Origin of the sequence: Mycoplasmopsis columbina, assembly GCF_900660685.1 — a bacterium.
GTDB lineage: Bacteria > Bacillota_I > Bacilli_A > Mycoplasmatales > Metamycoplasmataceae > Mycoplasmopsis > Mycoplasmopsis columbina.
The window spans coordinates 212,423-230,012 of record NZ_LR215041.1 but is presented as its reverse complement, the minus strand read 5'-3'; the positions used below and the strand labels follow the sequence as shown (position 1 = coordinate 230,012).

The following is a 17,590-nucleotide window of genomic DNA, read 5'->3' as shown; positions in this document are numbered from 1 at the left end:
TCTAATAATATAAATAAAATAATATATAAACACGCACGAAATTTCAAAGGTAGTATTTTTAAAATATTTTTATGTTTTTTAAATTTAAAAATTAAAATTTACATATTATGAATAAGATTAGAGAACATTTTCCTTTACTTGAACAGATCGTCTATTTTGATAACTCGGCTTTAACTCAAAAACCTCTTAGAGCCATACAAGCAGAGTATGATTTTTATACTAAATATGCAGTTAGCACTCGTTCAAGTGAAACTAAAATAGGAATTAAAAATGCAGAGGTAATTAATAATGTGCGACAAAAAGTAAGAACTTTGCTTCAAGCAAAAGATGAAGATAAAATTTCTTTTACTTCTGGTACAACAGACTCTCTTAATAAAATTGCTTTAATGGTAAAGCATTTAATAAATAAAGATGATGAAATTATTTTATCAATTTACAATCACTCTTCAAATATTGGACCTTGAATTAGAGTAGCGGAAGAAAAAGGCGCAAAAATTATTTTTACAGATCAAATTATTCAAAACATTAATAAAAAAACTAAAATTGTTGCACTATCACAAGTTTCTAATAGTTTTGATCAAAAAGTAAACTTAGAAGAAGTTTATAAAAGAGTTATAGAAAATAATGCATATTTAATTAATGATGCTGCCCAAGCAATTATTAGCGAAAGTGTTTCATTTGCCAATTGCGATGCAATCGCATTTAGTGCTAACAAATTCTATGGACCTACTGGTTTTGGCGTTTTAGCTTTTAATCATAGACTTGCACAACAAGTTACTCCTGCGTTTGTTGGAGGAGGATCAGTTGCAAAAGTTGATACTAATGCATGTTTGACAATTAAAAATGATTTAATGAGTTATGAACCTGGAACTCCTAATTTGGCTGCATTTCATATGTTTAATGCGTCTTTAGATTTCTTCAATGAATTTTTAGGTTATCAAAAAACACAACAACATTTGAGAGATTTAACTAATTATTTGTGAGATGAACTTGCTAAAATTAAAAATTTAACTTTATACAATTCACGAAATAATCATATTTTGCTCTTTAATGTCAAAAACATTCCAGCTCAGGATGTTGCTCATTATTTAGCTACAAAAAATATCTATGTGAGAAGTGGAATTTTTTGTGCACAATATTTAAAAAATATTCGTGACGAAAATGCCTATGTTAGAGTGTCTTTAGGAATATACAACACTAAAGAAGAATGTGATTATCTTGTTAAAACACTTAAAGAAGGAGGTGATTTTCTTGTCATATAATGATGTTGAAAAAAGAGATATTATCATGTCACATTATCTTAAACCTAAATTTAAAAATTTAAATCTTGAAGAAATGGGAGTTGAAAAATTTGGTGAATCTTGTAGCGATTATTTAAAATTTTCATATCAAGTTGAAAATAACACTATAAAAAATTTAATTTTTAATGGCAATGGATGTGCTTTCTTTTTAGCTTCCACTGATCTGCTTTGTGAAAAATTAAACAGTATGACAATTGAACAAAGTCAACAGTTTATAGAAGTATATGAAAAATTTCTTCAGGGAATAGAAATAACTGAAGATGAAAAAACAACTTTAGGAAAATTAGCCGTTTTTGACAATGTCAAAAAACATCATAATCGTCTTAATTGTTGTACAATGCTCACTAAACCTTTAAAAAATGAGTTATTTAACAAATAATAAAATAATTTTTCACATTGACTTTGATTCATATTTCGTTAGTGCTCATCGTGCTTTAAATCCTGAATTAATTAACAAGCCTGTTGCAGTTGGGAGAAAATTAAAAAGATCAATTGCAAGTAGTATTAGTTATGAATTGAAACAATTAGGTGTTAAAGCAGGATGACCCAATTTTAAAATTTTCCAACTTGAACCAAAAACAATAATAGTTGAACCTAACTTTGAACTTTATGTGAATTTATCAACTAAAATTTTTAGTTATTTAAGTCACAAATATACAAAACTTATTGAAATTTATTCAATTGATGAATGTTGACTTGACGTAACGCATATTGTAAATAATGGTGATCCTTTAATTTTGGCAAGAAAAATTCAAAATGAAATCAAAAATAAATTTAAAATCCCTATCTCTATTGGAATTTCATATAACAAATTTTTAGCCAAAATGGCAACAAATTTAGGTAAACCTTTCGGTTTAAAACATCTAACTAAAAATAATTTTAAGGATCATATATGACCTTTAGAAATTAAAGAATTTTTTGGAATTGGTAAAAATTCTTGACCAAAATTAAATGACTTAAATATCTATACCATAGGTGATTTAGCACAAATAGATCCTTATAATCTCGAGTTCTATGATATTTTTAAATCAAGAAGTCAAAACATTGTTAATGAAGCAAATGGTTTAGGCGATGATAATGTTGTAGTCGAAAAAAATAAAGTAAAAAGTATTGGAACTGACTTAACTTTTATGTCTAATGATTTAGAAGAACGCGAAGAATTAATCGACATTTTAAAAGTTTTAGTTAAAAAGATTACAACTAAAGCGCAAAATAGAAATTTAGTTGGAAATGTTGTTTATATAAATCTACGAGATAGCGATAAAAATTGAAAAGGTCAGCAGAAAAAAATTAAAGAATACACAAACGATAATTCAGAAATTTTAGAAACTGCAATTCGATTATTTGATAGTTCATGAAATGGAAAACCATTAAGAGGAATTGGAGTAAAATTAAACAATGTTTTACCTATTGAAGAAGTTGGTCGGCAACTAAAACTTTTTGATAATCGAACAAAAAGGAAAGAAACAAGTAATAACACTAAAGAGCAGAAAATTAAAAATATCATTAGAAATTTGAATCGCGAATCACATTTTGATTTTTTAACAACTGCTGAAACTCTCTTAAACAAAGACGAATTTGCAAAAGTTCAAGTTAAATTTGTTTCAGAAGAAGTTAAAATAAAAGATAAACAAGGAGAAAAGTAAAATGAAAATTGCACTTTTTGGAGGATCATTTAATCCTATTCATAATGGACATTTAAAAATAGCTAAAGAGGCTATAAAACAACTAAATTTGGATAAATTAATTTTTGTGCCTGCTGCAAAAAATCCTTTCAAAAAAAAGGAAGCGATTGCAAGTAATGAAGATAGATTAAAAATGCTTGAATTAGCTTTAGAAAAAGAAGAAAAAATGGAAATTTCTCTTTTTGAACTTAAACGTGGGGGTGTTAGTTACACTTTTGAAACTATCCGCTATTTTAAGCGTAAATTTCCACAAGATGAATTATTTTTTATTATGGGAAGTGATTTATTACCTAAATTAAATAAGTGAGAACATATTGATGAAATTTCTCAATCATGTAAACTTGTTGCCTTTAGAAGAAGTAAGGAAATTAATAAAATTAATGCTAAAAAATACAACGTGCAAATTTTAAAAAATGAATTGCAAGAAGAATCATCAACGGCTGTAAGAAGTGGTGTTTTTGATTATGTTCCACTAGAAGTTAATAAATATATTGGTGCTAATTTTCTTTATGCTAAAGAAATTCTTCACAACACTTTAAAAAAATATCCTGAATTAGCTAATCATTGTGTCAAAACAGCCGAATTTGCAGTTCAATTAGCAAAAAGCATTAAATATGATGCAAAATCTGCTTACTATGCAGGTTTATTCCACGATATAGCTAAAAAAGTAAGTAAAGAAAATAGTCGTGAATTTTTGTCTAACTTTTTAACAAAAGATGAAATGAATAATGTGCATGATTATCAATTACATCAATTGATGGGACATTATTGATTAAAACATGAATACAAAATAACAAATCAAGCTGTTTTAAGAGCTATTAAGGTACATACAGGAATGGATTTAGAAATGCATACTTTAGACAAAATTCTTTTTATTGCAGACAAAATTTGTGAAGGACGAAGATTTAAAGGTGTACAAAAACTAAGAGAACTATGTTTAACAAATTTTGATGAAGGCTTTAAAGAAGTTGTAAAAATTAATCATCAATTTAATTTAGATAAAGGTGTTGTATTTACTCCAGAAGCAATAGAAATATACAAAAAATGAATGAGTTAAAAAATGAAAAATGAATTAGTTAGAGTACAAAAATTAATCGCACAAAGTGGTTTTTGTTCAAGAAGAGAAGCTGAAGAATACATTGTTAAAGGAAAGGTATTTATTAATGGTCTTAAAGCTCAGTTAGGTTCTTTAGCTTCAATTAATGATGAGATTAAAGTTAAAGGCAAAATTTTGAATTTAATTGAACACAAATTAGAATATTTTATTTTAAACAAACCAAAAAAAACTGTTTCAACATCAAAAGATCCACAAAAAAGAAAAACAGTTGTAGATTTAATTGATACTAATCAGAGAATTGTGCCTGTTGGAAGATTAGATTATGATACTACGGGATTATTGTTGTTGACTAATGATTTAGAAATGGTCAATAAATTAACTCATCCTAAATATGAAATTGAAAGAATTTATAGAGTTAGAGTCAACGAACCCTTGTCATTAAGAGAATTTAAAGAAATTAATAAAGGTGTAATGGTCAATGGAAAAATTTCACATCAAATTGTTGATCAAGTAGAAGCAAAATCTTATACTGTGAAATTGCATGTTGGTTCATATCATCACGTTAAAGAACTTTTTAAATCTTTTAATCGAAAAGTTCTTGCACTTAAAAGATTGCAATATGCGAATTTAAAAGTGGACAAAATACCTGAAGGAATGTATCGCCCTTTAAAACTAAAAGAATTAAAAGATTTGAAACATATTATTCGTATGCAAGAAGCTAAGTTAATACAAAAAGAAAACAAAAAATAGATAAAAAAATAGTTAGATCAAGTTTATGAACTTGATTTTTATTTTTTTACTTAAGAATAAAGATATTTATGCCTTTAATATAAAATATATACACTATAAATAAGTTAATTTTAAATATATAAAAGGAGAATACAATGGATGTAATTAATGTAAATACATTTAAACCTGGAATTACTTTTGAAGACGGAGGAGATATTTTTGTTGTACTTGATGCACAACATTCAAAACAAGGTAGAGGACAAGCTAATGTTAAAGCAAAAGTAAAAAATTTAAGAACAGGTAGTACAACTATTAAAACCTACACAGGTGGAGACAAAGTAAATAAGGCACATATTGACAAACGTCCTATGAATTACTTATATTCAGATGGCGAAAATATTGTTTTAATGGATAATGAAACTTATGAACAAATTGAAATTCCCGTTAAAAATGTTGAATGAGAATTAAACTTTTTAAAAGAAGGTTCAACTGTAAAAATTCGTAAATATCAAGATGAAGTTCTAGATATCGAATTAGAAGTTAATATTGAATTACAAGTTGTTGAAGCACCTGATGCAGTAAAAGGAAATACAACTACTAATCCACAAAAAAGGGTTAAATTAGAAACTGGTTATGAACTTGATACTCCTATGTTCATTAAAGAAGGAGATTACATTATTGTTTCAAGTGAAACTGGTAAATATGCTGGAAAAGGAAATAAATAGATGAATTCTGTAACAGTCAACTATTCTGTAAATCAGTCATATTCAGTTACTGAATCAGCTTTTATTCAAATGGTTGAACAATGTATTAATGATACTAATTTCATCAAATTAGAACACGAACCAAGAATTATTTTTGCAAAAAATCAATCAAATGTCAGTTTTATAATTGATGTAAGAGTGAAAAAAAATAAAAGTTTATATGAAGTAATCAACAGTTTTACAGAGGAATTTGAAAAAAGATTCATTTCACTTTTAGATATTAAACCTGAAAGTTTGAAAGTTTGTTTTTTTGGATATTATTAAAAAAGGAAAACTCTCGTTTTCCTTTTATTTTTTTATTTTTAAATTTCAATATGTTTCAATTTCGGTCAAAGTTTTTTCATCAACTGGTTTAATATCATAGTGATTAACTGTGTAAGTTTTGTCGCCTGAAGTAATTAAATCTTGCAATGTTCCTGGAACTTTTAAATTGTACTTAGCGTTAATTGCAAATAAGTTTGAAGCATATTGTTGCTCATATTTTTTCATATCTTCTCATTCATCATCACTAACATCTGTCATTGTTGATGGTTTACTTCAGTTTTCAATATACTCAAAATCATTTTCTTCGATAAAATCAACTAATTTTTTAAATGCGGGTGTATATCCAACATTGTCAAAGTTTAAATATGAATGTAATTCAGTTTTATCAACTCCTGAATCTTCTCATTGACCATCGCCTAATCCTTCAAGAAATGAATTTTTTACAACTTCATAAACTTTATCTTCAAATTCTTTATCAATTCCATCGACAATTACAAGTCCATCTATAAGTAATAAGTTAGTTTTTGGTTTAATATAACGTATAGCACCATCATGACTATTGTTAACATTATCTGCACCTTTGTAAGCATCAAAGGCATCACCATTGTAAATAATTCCAAATTGAATATCAGAAGCAGGATTAACAATTCTATCTACTAGTTCAAGTCCATCACCAATAAAATTAATTTTTGGACTATTTAGGCTATATCCTGTTGAATTTTTAATTAAATCTGCAAACTGATTAATTAATTCTTTATGGTCTTTAATACCATTATCAAAGTCATTTCCCTTGCCTGTGGCATAGGAATCCACATATTTATTAGATTCTTTGTCAAATCTATAACCTGATCCATAAATCATATTGTCACGTACAGCATCAGTTGCTTCAAGATTATTAAATCCATATTTTTTTAAAGTTTTTAAAATACTATATAAACTAAAGCTACCTGCTTCTCATGAATTATCATTTTCATTATCTTCGTTAGTGGTTATTAAGTCATTTAAAATTTGCTTATCTAAATCATAGTATTTTTTAAAGTTTAAATTTTCATCATTTTTAATGTTTAAAACTTTAGAAGGATTATATGCTACAACCATATCTTGTGAAAAATATGGTGTGAAATATTCTCATAAATGTCTTTTCCCATCAGAAAATTCTTTTCCATTTTCATCAACTTCAAGTTCTTTATCATATGAAGACAAATGTTGTCAAACTTGTTCAGTGTAAAGTTCTTGCAATTTTTGAGCAAGAATGTCTTTATTTTCAAGATCACTTTCACTAATTACATTTGGAAATAGCTTATGAAAATTGATTTTTTTAAGTTTGTTTTTCTTAATTAAATTAACTGCTTGTGCATCAGATCCAATACCAGCTACAGCTTTATTGGTTAAAATTGCATTAGTGAATTGATTTAAAGTATCAAATTCTTTATAGTCAAAATATTTACGAATAATATCTTGATTTTCTTCAAGCATGTATTGTTTGTAATTGAAAAAACTAGGTTTAAAAGGATGTGAATATTTATAACCTATTGTTCCTGCTAAACCAGCTGTAATAGCTAAGCCAAAAGCACCAAATGCTACTTGTTTAGTCAAAATTTTAGTTTTAAGAAAGTAAAGCAATTTATTTTTATTCATTATTCTGCTCCTTTCTTATTTTTTAATTTTGTTCCTTTTTTAAGATTATATGCTTTATAAGAAATGTAAATAATGTTACCAAAAATAGTTAAAAACATTAGAGCTGCTCCAACAACTAATCCTCACGCTTGGAACTGACCTTCATAAAGTTTTGTTCCTAATGTAACTGTGTTTGTTGTAGTTCTTAAAATAATAAAATCATCAAATGAGAGAAAGGCAGCTACTAGAGCTGAAAAAATTATTGAAGGAATCATGTACACAAAATATGTTTTGAATCATGATCTAAATTTAGAATAACCCAAATCTTGAGATGCTTCCATTAAAGAACGATTGAATTTTTCGCTTCTTGGATACATTAAAGTAATACCGTAAGGTAAGGCCATTAAAGTATGACCCACTATTCCACGAGCTAAACCTTCTTTAGTACTTGCGAGAGTACCAAATAACATAGAAAAAACCAAAACAAGTCCAATAGCAGTAATGTTGTCAGGGTTGATTAATGGAATATTATTAACACTTTTAATAACAACACCATATTTTTTATTTTTTTGTCTTCACATTGCATAGACAGTTACAAGCGAAATAATTACAACGAAAATAGCTGTAAATAAGGCAATTATAATTGAATTAACCAAAGCATTTCCTCTATCATCTGCAAAAAAGTTAACTCACGCTTCGTTTGTTCCTTGATTTCATGTGAAACTTAGAAATCCTTTTGCACTTGGTTTATTAAAACTAAAAACTACTGCAAAAATTAAAGGAATATAAGTTACTACTAAAATTAAGTAAATATATGATTGTTTTAAACCGTTTCAAAATCTACTCATATCTTCATCCTTTCTTACTAAATTTAGCAAAAAGTTTTGGTGCATATTGAATTAGCGCGTATGAGCCTATAAATATTGCTGATACAACTAAAACTAAGACACTTCCTCTTGATAGAAGATATTCGTTTGAAGGAACAGTATAATCATTAATTACTGATCCAATTGTTTGTAATTGATTTTTATTTGGCAACAATTTATCACTTATAACAAAGTTAGTTGCTGATGAAAGGAAAATTAATCCTAATCCGCTGATTATTGCTTTTAATGAATAAGGCACAACAACTTTTAATAAAGTTTGAAATTTATTGTAACCTAAATCTTCACTTGCTTCAATAATGTTTTTGGGCATGTCTTTAAACACACTATATAAAGGCATAATCATGAATGGTAAATTTAAATAAGTCAATGCTAATACCATAAATCATTCAGCATTCAAAGTATCTTCTGTTGGCACAACGGCTAAGAAAAATCCTCTAATTGCGTAAATTCTAGCAATTGTAAAAATGATCATTGGACTTAAAATCAAACTCATTCCATAAATTGGTAAATATTTATTTTTGCTTGTTGCAATAAAATAGGCATAAGGAAAACCTAAGAGTAAACAAATTAATGAACTAATTACTCCAATTTTCAAACTTCTTCCAATTTGGATTCATGTGTTTTTTTCTTTTAAAAGTAAAAAAGTGTCAAAATTTTCCCTTGGAGTAAAGGCATTAATAATAATTAAAATTATAGGTAAAAGAATAAAAAAGATAGCTATAACAACAAAAGGTAATAAAAGAGTTAATCTTTTATTTAAACTTAATTTATTCTTGATTTGATTCAGCATCTTGTGAATAATCTCATTTGCTATCTTTTTTCATTAAATGAATTGAATCAATTGTTCAACTTAAGTAGACTTTTTCACCTACGTCAAATTTTTTAGCGGTTTCTACATAAATAATGTGTTTTGATTCTAATTCAATTTTTAAATAGTAATAACTTCCACGATATGATGATTCAACAACTTTACCTAAAAGTCTATCATTTCTATCTCTGTCGGTGTTCACAATATCAATATCTTCTGGACGAATTAAAGCATCTACTTCTTCTCCAGGAGCAAACTCATTTTCATCATGAACTGTTTTATAGGTTTTTTGGTCTAAAATGGTTACTGTTCCATCAGCATTAAATTTACCATTAAAAATATTTGAATCACCAATAAAGTTCGCAACTCATTTGTTAACTGGATAATCATAAATTGCTTTAGGTGTGTCGTATTGTTCAATCTTTCCATCTCTTACAATTGCGACACGATCTGAAAGTTCAAGAGCTTCATCTTGATCATGAGTAACAAAAATAAACGTAAGACCTAATTTCTTTTGAATGCTTTTTAAAAGAACTTGCATTTTTTGACGAATTTTAGCATCTAATGCACTTAAAGGTTCATCAAGTAAAAGAATTTCTGGTTCGATAACTAAAGATCTTGCAAGTGCAACACGTTGTTTCATACCACCTGAAAGTTCGTTAATTCCTTTTTTCTCGCTGCCTTCAAGTCCAACCAATTTAACAATGTTTGCTACTTCTTCATTAATTTCATCTTTAGTTAATTTTCTTGTTAAGTGTTTTTTTTCAAATTTCTCAATTTGTTGTGTTGTGTAATATTCTCAATATGAATATTTAAAGTCTGAATCATCTAATCATGATTGACGTTTTTTGTACTGTCTACTAGTTGGTTTAAATTTTTCCATTTCTTGTTCATATTCTTGTTGAACACGATCTAATTTAGCCATTTCATCAGCAGCTTTTTTATTTCATTGTTTAATTTTTTCCTCAAGTAATGTTTTATACTTCGGATTAACATGTTCTTTTGGTTTTCTTTTAAGTAATAAACCATATTTAATGTTTCCTTCAACATTTAGATGTGGAAACAAAGCGTAATCTTGGAAAATGGTTGATAAATCACGTGCATGCGCAGGTAAATCTTTAATATCTAAACCATTAAATTTAATTTCTCCACGAGTGGCTCATTCAAAACCGGCAATTAAACGTAAAATTGTTGTTTTACCTGATCCTGAAGGACCCAATAATGTAACAAATTCCCCTTTATTAATTTTTAAATCAACATTATCTAAAACTAATTTTCCGTCAAACTCTTTAACGACTTCTTTTAATTCAATAATATGCTGATTATTGATCTTTTTTGACATATATTTCTCCTAACTAAGTAATTGAAAAGTTATTTTTTGTTTATATTACTTAGCGGAGAATCTATCAAATACATTCTGTGTGTATTCAATAGCATAAAAAGGTAATGAAGGTATATTATCTTCATTAAAATTAATTAAAATCAACTTAGATTTAAATTTATCTTTTTTCCAATAATTTGCTATTTTCATAGCGCAAATTATAGACCAAAAATTTAGAAAATAAAGAGCAAAAATTAGAATATTTTTTCATTTGAATTTTTTTAAAATTTTTATTTGTTCTTAAAGGCTATAAATAAGTGTTAAAAGAAAATAAAACAAATAAAAAAAGAAGAAATTTTTAAAATTAATTTTCTTCTTTTAATTGTGGTATTTCTATTGTTTCTTCTTCTATTTTTGTTTCAATAAATAATTCATTATTCATTAATTCCAAATTATCAACTTGATCTAATGACTTGTTTTGAACAACAACAGGTAGATTTAACATTCTTTTTTCTCTTTCGATTTCTTTCTCATTTTCAAGTGCAAAATAAGTATTCTCATTTTTATTACTACTGTTATCTAAATCTAATTCTCTTGTTAATTCTTCAATTTCTTGTGTTTTTTCTTGTGATAAATTTGTTACATATTCTAATATTTCAGTTTTTTGTTTAAATCATGTTAGATAGTTAACTCAAAATACTTTGTATTTTTTAGACTTAATAAATTTAATTTTATCTTTGAATTTCAAATATTCATTAATATTAGATGCATAACTAAAATCATCAATAATAAAACATAATTCATGTCTATTTTTATAACTTAAAACAAGATCAACATTTATTGTTCCAACACTTTCATTTGCTAAAACTTTTAAATTAGAATTTTCTTCTGCCAATTTATTTAATGTATTATTTATATCTATAAATAAGGGATTTTCGTTACTTGTATAATTTTTTTCTCTATTGACTTTTGTTAGATATGATTTCTTCTCTTCCTCTGATAGTTCTAAAAATTCCAATCATTTTTTAAATGTATAAACATCTTCGTTTTCAAAAGAAGAAAGAACAATGTCATTAGATTTTAATGATTTAATAACTATCATCTTGTCTTTAGCTCTACTTATAGCAACATTTAGTGCATTTTTACCACCGGGACGACCAACATAAGTAGAATGAATAGCTGCATTTGCATCATATCCAACTGTTGCAATGATTAAATCAGCTTCATCTCCTTGAATATTTTCTATATTTCTTATCAATAAATTACCAGTAGTTAAATACTCTTCTAAGTCTTTGTGACTATTAATAATTTCGTTTTGAATAAATTCCTGTTGTTTTTTGTTAAAACATAAAAGTATCACCTTTTTATAAATAGGAAGATTTTCTTTTAATTTTTCTATCGCTAGAGCTACTTCGCTTAAATTTGTATTATTTTCTCAAATGCCATTTATATCGTAGACTTCAATTGGTTTGAAATTATGTGGGTTATTAGATGAATCAATTACATCTAAACTTTCATTGTAGAAGAATTTTGAACTGAATGTCATTAATGCAGCAAAATTTGAACGATAATTTTTATCTAATAATACTGTGTGAACACCTAAACTTTTAGCATAATCTAGTAATGATTCAACCGTTCCATAGATAGTTTCCTCATCTGTATATCTAATTCCAAATCAATTAGATGGTTTCATTTGTTGATCATCGCCTGCAAGAATTTTTTTCTTTGCTAAATAAAGAATAGGTAATCCTTTTTCTAGAAAAATTTGACTTGATTCATCTAAAATTGCATAATCAAATTCATTTTTTTGTCATGGAGATAAATCAGTATCTGGAGTGGCAATAATTATTGGATAAATTTTTTTAATAATTGGCGCAAATTGTTTAACAAATTTAAATGGCTCCATTTTTGCAGTATTAACTGCAATAATAAAATTCTTAAGTAAATCGTTTTCTTCTTTAGTAAATTTTTCAATTTTTTGAACAATGTTATAAGCAATGTAATCTTTCAACTGATTTTCATCATTAATGCTTAAATTGTTTTTTTTCGGTAAAAGATTAAAAAGTTGATTAATTTTCTCAAAGTCATTTGAATTTAAATTAGTGAAATAATTTAAATCATCATTTAAATTCGGATTTAAAGATTTTAAATTTTCATAAAGATATTGATGAAGTTTTTTAATTTTCTTATTAGTTAAATTAAATGGTTTAAATTTTACTTTATTAACTTTCAATAAAGCTTTTAAGTATTCTTTTGAATTTTTAAAATCAAAATTATTAGTGTATAACATTGTGTTGTCTAATTCTAATAATTTATCCCATAAATCCTGTGACAATAAAGTTCATTTGTCATTATATTTTTCAATAAATTTTGCATAAAGTGGTAATTTTGTATCATCTTTTCAAGTTTGAATTTTCTCAAGAAACTCTACTTCGCTTTGATTAATAATTCTTGGAATTTGTGGTTTTATTTTTTCTTTAATTTTAAATTGTTGTAAATATTCTAAGTACTGACTAATAGGTTCATAAAAACTTTTTCTTTTGACATTTCTGGATAAAACTAAAGTTAAGGTGAATGTTCTCAAAACGCCTAATCTTTCTTCAATTACATCAAGTGCAGCTTTTTTTTCAGAGCACACTAAGGCGTTTCTTTCATACATTAGAATATTGGTTAATATATTGACAATTGTTTGACTTTTTCCAGTTCCTGGTGGACCTCAAATAATAGTATTTTGATTAAGCGATGAAACAATGGCTCTATCTTGTGAATAATTAGTTGGAGTAATTTTAAAAATAGAACTTTTTGGATTGAAAATTACTTTGTCTATTTTGTCATTATATTTATTTTTATTAAATTCAACTTCAATGATTGATTCAACTTCATTTTTTTGAATGATTTCAAGCATTCTGTTTCTTGCATAACCACCTGATGGTTGATATAAACCAAGAACAAGCCCTCCATAAAATTCAAGTTCACGATTTTTAATATCTTCAGCTTTAATTTTAAGACATTCCGTTACCAAATCTACCTTAAAATTGTAAATTTCGTCTCATTCAATGTTTAAATGATTGACAATTTGTGCAATTGACATTGTTGAAAATTCATCACTTAAAGCCAAATCGAAATTAGCTTGTTTAAGAATAAAAAGTAATTTTTCATTTACTTTAATTTCGCTTGCTGCTTTTAAATAAGCCTTACCGTTTTTAAATTCCATATCGACTTCTTTTAAAAAAAGCGGTGCGAAAATGGGTTTTCCTTCAATTGAAACTTTAATAAAAACAAAGCCAAGATGCATTGGTCAAGTACTTGATTGTTGATAAATTTCTTCTGCTTTATTTTCAAACAATTTTCATTCAGTAATTTGCTTTTGAAATTTAGCTTTTAATTCACTAACTATTTTTTCTTTTTGTGAAGTTAGATGTTTAAAAATTTGACCTTTACGGTTTTCACTTAATTCAAAATCATTTTCTAATAAATGATTAATTATCAATTGTGGATCATTCATTTCTTTAATTTCCTCAGCGATTTTTAAAGAATTTTTTTCTAACAAAGGTACATTAAAATTTGGATTTTTAATAATTTGTGCAGTTAAATTTAAATCAAAAGTCCTATAAAAATCATAAGAAAATTTACTATTAATATTTGTAAACACAGCAGGATCATTTGGTGAAACATCTAAAAGATTATTTAAAATTGCTTGATATTCTTTTTTAACATTCATTTTCTCTCCTTATATAAAGTAATTTAATTATAAAAATTTAATTTTTCAATAAAAGAAATAAAAAAATATCTTGCGATATTTCTAAATCATTTGCGTCATTGTTTGTTCAATTATTGATGATTGATTTATTTCGTGTTTCTTTTCTACAAATTTAATTATTAAGATTTTTGCAACATAAATAATCAAAATAAAAAGATTCATAAAAAACGCTAGAAGTCCTGGAACATAATTATTAGCATTTGGTGCAGCTTGACTAATGAAAAGAAAAATTCCAAAAAAGACACTTAATAAGGTTAAAACAAGATAAACAATAATTAATTTTGTATTAGACTTATCATAAGATTTTTTGATGTTAATAATGTAAATTATTATTAAAGTTATACTTCCTACTGTGAATGTTAAAATAAAAGTTAAACCTATCATAAAAGCAATAATATTTCCAATTAACAACCCAATACTTTGGGCATCGTAACTAGTAAAATAGTATGAAAAAAAGTCAGGATATGTAAATAAAATGTACCAAAAATTAGTAGTTAATGATCAATACGAAGTAAAAAAATTTAAAAAACTTACTGATGCAATACCGGGATTTTCTTTATTCTTTAAAATCTGATAAGTGATAATAAAAATTAAAAATGAAAAAAATGAAAAAATTAGAAATACTAACAAAGAACGTATTAAACGTTTGCGTAGTTTATTAAACTTAAAGTTAGAAGATTCTGAAAATAGCATGTTTTTTCCTTTTGTATTTAAAAATAATTAATTTTAATTTTATAGCATTTTGACAAGTAAATTAATTTTATTAGCAAATTGTTCTGTTTCAAAAGGTAATGTTTTTTGCGAATGCGCTCATAAAATAACTAAATAATTGACAAAAATTCGATTTTTAATAACTTCTTTTAAATCATAGTTTTTGTACTCATTAAGAAAGTGTTCAATTTGTTTATCATCTAGATATGCAGCCTCAATAAAATATGCTAGTTCAAAGTGTTTATCTCCCATTGTTGCATATTCTCAATCAATTAAATAAATTTTTCCTTGATTATCTTCAACCATATTAGTAGGTCAAAGATCATTATGAAGAGGTCAATTGTGTTTGTGTGTATTTAATAATTCATCTATAAAAGAGGCATATTCGTCCAAAATACTTAATTTAATATTTTTGTTTTTTAAAATTTCTCTATAATGTTCTGTTCTAGCTTTGTGATTTGATTCAGGAAATTTCAAATTAGAATTATGCAATTCTTTTAAATAAGAAGCGATGATTGATAAATTTTGAAAATTCATTTCTGGTACATGACCTTCAATAAAACTTCATTTAATTAATTGATGATTATTTTCAATTAATCTTGGAACAAAATTAAATTCTTTTAAAATTTCGTAATTGATGTGATGATTAAAACCTGTGTAAACTTTTTCTTGTAAAAAAATATTATCATCTTTAAAACTTTTGTTTGTGTGACCTGTTGTAATAATTTCTTTCATTCATATCTCCAAAGAATAATTTATAATTGTTAGGCTTTTTATTTTACTATTATTCATAGTATTATTAGTAAAATAATTCTAATAAAATTTTAAATGAAATACAAAATGATTTGGTGATATTATGGATAAATCAAAAATTCGAAACTTTTCTATTATTGCACACATTGATCATGGAAAAAGCACACTGGCTGACAGAATTTTAGAATTAACTAATACTGTTAGTCAGCATGATATGGATGATCAATTTTTAGATCAAATGGATCTTGAAAGAGAAAGAGGAATAACAATTAAACTTAATGCTGTACAAATTAAGTACAAAGATTATATTTTTCACTTAATTGATACTCCTGGGCATGTGGATTTTACCTATGAAGTTTCTCGTTCTTTAGCTGCTTCTGAAGGTGCTTTATTACTTGTTGATGCCACTCAAGGTATTGAAGCCCAAACATTAGCTAACGTTTATTTAGCTCTTGAAAATAATTTAGAAATTATTCCAATTATCAATAAAGTTGATTTACCTTCTGCTGATGTTGAGAGAACTAAACAAGAAATTGAAAACGTAATTGGTTTAGATACTTCCAATGCTGTGGCAATTTCAGCTAAAACAGGCTTAAATTGTCAAGAAGTTTTAACTGCAATTGAAAAATTTGTTCCGCAACCTAAAGAAGCTGATGATCAAGCACCTTTAAGAGCTTTAATTTTTGACTCTTATTTTGATGAATATCGTGGTGTTATTTTACTTGTAAGAATTTTCCAAGGTAAATTACATGCAGGTGAAAAATTTAAATTCATGTCAAATAATAAAGAATATCACGTGGCAGAATTAGGTGTAAGAAATCCCAAAGAGACCAAAAAATCATATTTAGAAGCTGGTGAAGTTGGGTGAGTTGCGGCTACTATTCGTGATGCAAGAGAAGTAAGTGTAGGTGACACGATTACTTCTCTTGAAAATCCAGCAAGTGAGCCACTTCCAGGTTATAAGAAAAAACAACCCGTAGTTTTCACTGGTTTTTATCCTGTTGATACAAGAGATTACATGGAATTAAAAGAAAGTTTAGAAAAAATTTCATTAAGTGACAGTTCAATTACTTGAGAGCAAGAAACTTCAAAAGCTTTAGGTTTTGGTTTTCGGGTTGGATTTTTAGGTATGTTGCATATGGAAATTTTGCAAGAGAGATTAAATCGTGAATATAAAATTGGAATTATTGCTACTTCACCTTCAGTTGAATATAAAGTTTATTTAACTAATGGAGAAATGGAAATGATTTCTAATCCTTCTCTTTTGCCGGATCGTACTTACATTAAGAAAATTGAGGAACCTTATATTTTAGCCACAATAATTCTTCCAAATACTTATATTGGTAATATTATGGAACTTTGTCAAAATAAACGAGGAATTTATAAAGATTTAGAATATATTGATGAAAATCGTACAAAATTAACCTATGAAATGCCGTTAGCTGAAATTGTTTTAGATTTCTTTGATCGTCTTAAAAGTTTATCAAAAGGTTATGCCTCATTTGAATATGACGTAATTGGCTATAAAGAAAGTGATTTAGTAAAAGTTGATATTCTTTTAAATGGCGACAAGATTGATGCTTTTTCTATTATTACTCAAAAAGATAGTGCTTATCCAAGAGCTAGAGAATTATGTGAAAAACTAAAAGCTGAAATCCCAAGACAAAACTTTGAAGTTCCTGTTCAAGCAGTAATTGGTTCAAAAATTATTGCTAGAGAAACCATAAAAGCCTATAGAAAAGACGTTACAGCTAAGTTATATGGTGGTGATGTTACCAGACGTCAAAAACTACTTAAAAAACAAAAAGAAGGTAAAAAAAGAATGAAAATGCTTGGTTCTGTTGAAGTACCACAAGAAGCATTCTTGAATATTTTAAAAACTAATATTGATAATAAAAAATAAAATTTTGCAGTTTCAAAACTGCATTTTTTA

15 protein-coding genes are annotated in these 17,590 nt (G+C 26.4%); 8 read left to right on the top strand and 7 right to left on the bottom strand.

Annotated features, from left to right (window positions below):
- Positions 1-107 precede the first annotated feature (107 nt).
- From EXC37_RS01155 to EXC37_RS01125, 7 genes are all read left to right on the top strand, one after another.
- Positions 108-1,262 (top strand): aminotransferase class V-fold PLP-dependent enzyme, encoded by a 1,155-nt coding sequence (locus EXC37_RS01155; protein ID WP_029892073.1) that lies wholly within the window; start codon positions 108-110, stop codon positions 1,260-1,262.
- Positions 1,252-1,680 carry an iron-sulfur cluster assembly scaffold protein gene (locus EXC37_RS01150; protein ID WP_029892074.1) on the top strand — a complete coding sequence of 143 codons (429 nt, stop codon included), beginning with the start codon at positions 1,252-1,254 and terminating at the stop codon, positions 1,678-1,680. Before EXC37_RS01155 ends, EXC37_RS01150 begins: the two co-directional genes overlap by 11 nt.
- Complete coding sequence (locus EXC37_RS01145; RefSeq protein WP_051660722.1) at positions 1,661-2,947, top strand: Y-family DNA polymerase; 1,287 nt, start codon at positions 1,661-1,663, stop codon at positions 2,945-2,947. The genes EXC37_RS01150 and EXC37_RS01145 overlap by 20 nt, the downstream gene beginning before the upstream one ends.
- Before the next feature lies 1 nt (position 2,948).
- Complete coding sequence (locus tag EXC37_RS01140) at positions 2,949-4,043, top strand: nicotinate-nucleotide adenylyltransferase (protein ID WP_029892076.1); 1,095 nt, start codon at positions 2,949-2,951, stop codon at positions 4,041-4,043.
- A 3-nt stretch (positions 4,044-4,046) separates the two neighbouring features.
- A complete protein-coding gene (locus tag EXC37_RS01135) occupies positions 4,047-4,793 on the top strand; it encodes a pseudouridine synthase (RefSeq protein ID WP_029892077.1) in 747 nt (248 codons plus the stop codon).
- A gap of 134 nt (positions 4,794-4,927) precedes the next feature.
- Positions 4,928-5,497 (top strand): elongation factor P, encoded by a 570-nt coding sequence (gene efp / locus EXC37_RS01130; RefSeq protein ID WP_029892078.1) that lies wholly within the window; start codon positions 4,928-4,930, stop codon positions 5,495-5,497.
- On the top strand, positions 5,498-5,800 hold the full coding sequence (locus EXC37_RS01125) for an MMB_0454 family protein (RefSeq protein ID WP_029892079.1): 303 nt from the start codon (positions 5,498-5,500) through the stop codon (positions 5,798-5,800). It abuts the gene before it with no gap.
- A gap of 24 nt (positions 5,801-5,824) precedes the next feature.
- Here EXC37_RS01125 and EXC37_RS01120 read toward each other — a convergent pair whose 3' ends face one another.
- From EXC37_RS01120 to EXC37_RS01090, 7 genes are all read right to left on the bottom strand, one after another.
- On the bottom strand, positions 5,825-7,438 hold the full coding sequence (locus EXC37_RS01120; RefSeq protein ID WP_051660723.1) for a type 2 periplasmic-binding domain-containing protein: 1,614 nt from the start codon (positions 7,436-7,438) through the stop codon (positions 5,825-5,827).
- Positions 7,438-8,265: an ABC transporter permease gene (locus tag EXC37_RS01115; protein ID WP_006608593.1), complete on the bottom strand. Its 828-nt coding sequence runs from the start codon at positions 8,263-8,265 to the stop codon at positions 7,438-7,440. The genes EXC37_RS01120 and EXC37_RS01115 overlap by 1 nt, the downstream gene beginning before the upstream one ends.
- A complete protein-coding gene (locus EXC37_RS01110; RefSeq protein WP_006608594.1) occupies positions 8,258-9,094 on the bottom strand; it encodes an ABC transporter permease in 837 nt (278 codons plus the stop codon). Before EXC37_RS01110 ends, EXC37_RS01115 begins: the two co-directional genes overlap by 8 nt.
- Positions 9,072-10,454, bottom strand: a complete 1,383-nt coding sequence (locus tag EXC37_RS01105; RefSeq protein WP_029892081.1) for an ABC transporter ATP-binding protein — start codon at positions 10,452-10,454, stop codon at positions 9,072-9,074. Before EXC37_RS01105 ends, EXC37_RS01110 begins: the two co-directional genes overlap by 23 nt.
- Positions 10,455-10,797: 343 nt before the next feature.
- Complete coding sequence (locus EXC37_RS01100) at positions 10,798-14,154, bottom strand: AAA domain-containing protein (RefSeq protein WP_029892082.1); 3,357 nt, start codon at positions 14,152-14,154, stop codon at positions 10,798-10,800.
- An 81-nt stretch (positions 14,155-14,235) separates the two neighbouring features.
- A complete protein-coding gene (locus EXC37_RS03220) occupies positions 14,236-14,886 on the bottom strand; it encodes a hypothetical protein (RefSeq protein ID WP_029892083.1) in 651 nt (216 codons plus the stop codon).
- A 39-nt stretch (positions 14,887-14,925) separates the two neighbouring features.
- The gene (locus EXC37_RS01090) at positions 14,926-15,639 is read right to left on the bottom strand and encodes a phosphotransferase family protein (RefSeq protein WP_029892084.1); all 714 of its coding nucleotides are present in this window, start codon (positions 15,637-15,639) and stop codon (positions 14,926-14,928) included.
- Positions 15,640-15,760: 121 nt separating this feature from the next.
- On the opposite strand from EXC37_RS01090, the gene lepA reads away from it, so the two are divergent.
- A complete protein-coding gene (gene lepA, locus EXC37_RS01085) occupies positions 15,761-17,560 on the top strand; it encodes a translation elongation factor 4 (protein ID WP_029892085.1) in 1,800 nt (599 codons plus the stop codon).
- The last annotated feature ends 30 nt before the right edge of the window (positions 17,561-17,590 follow it).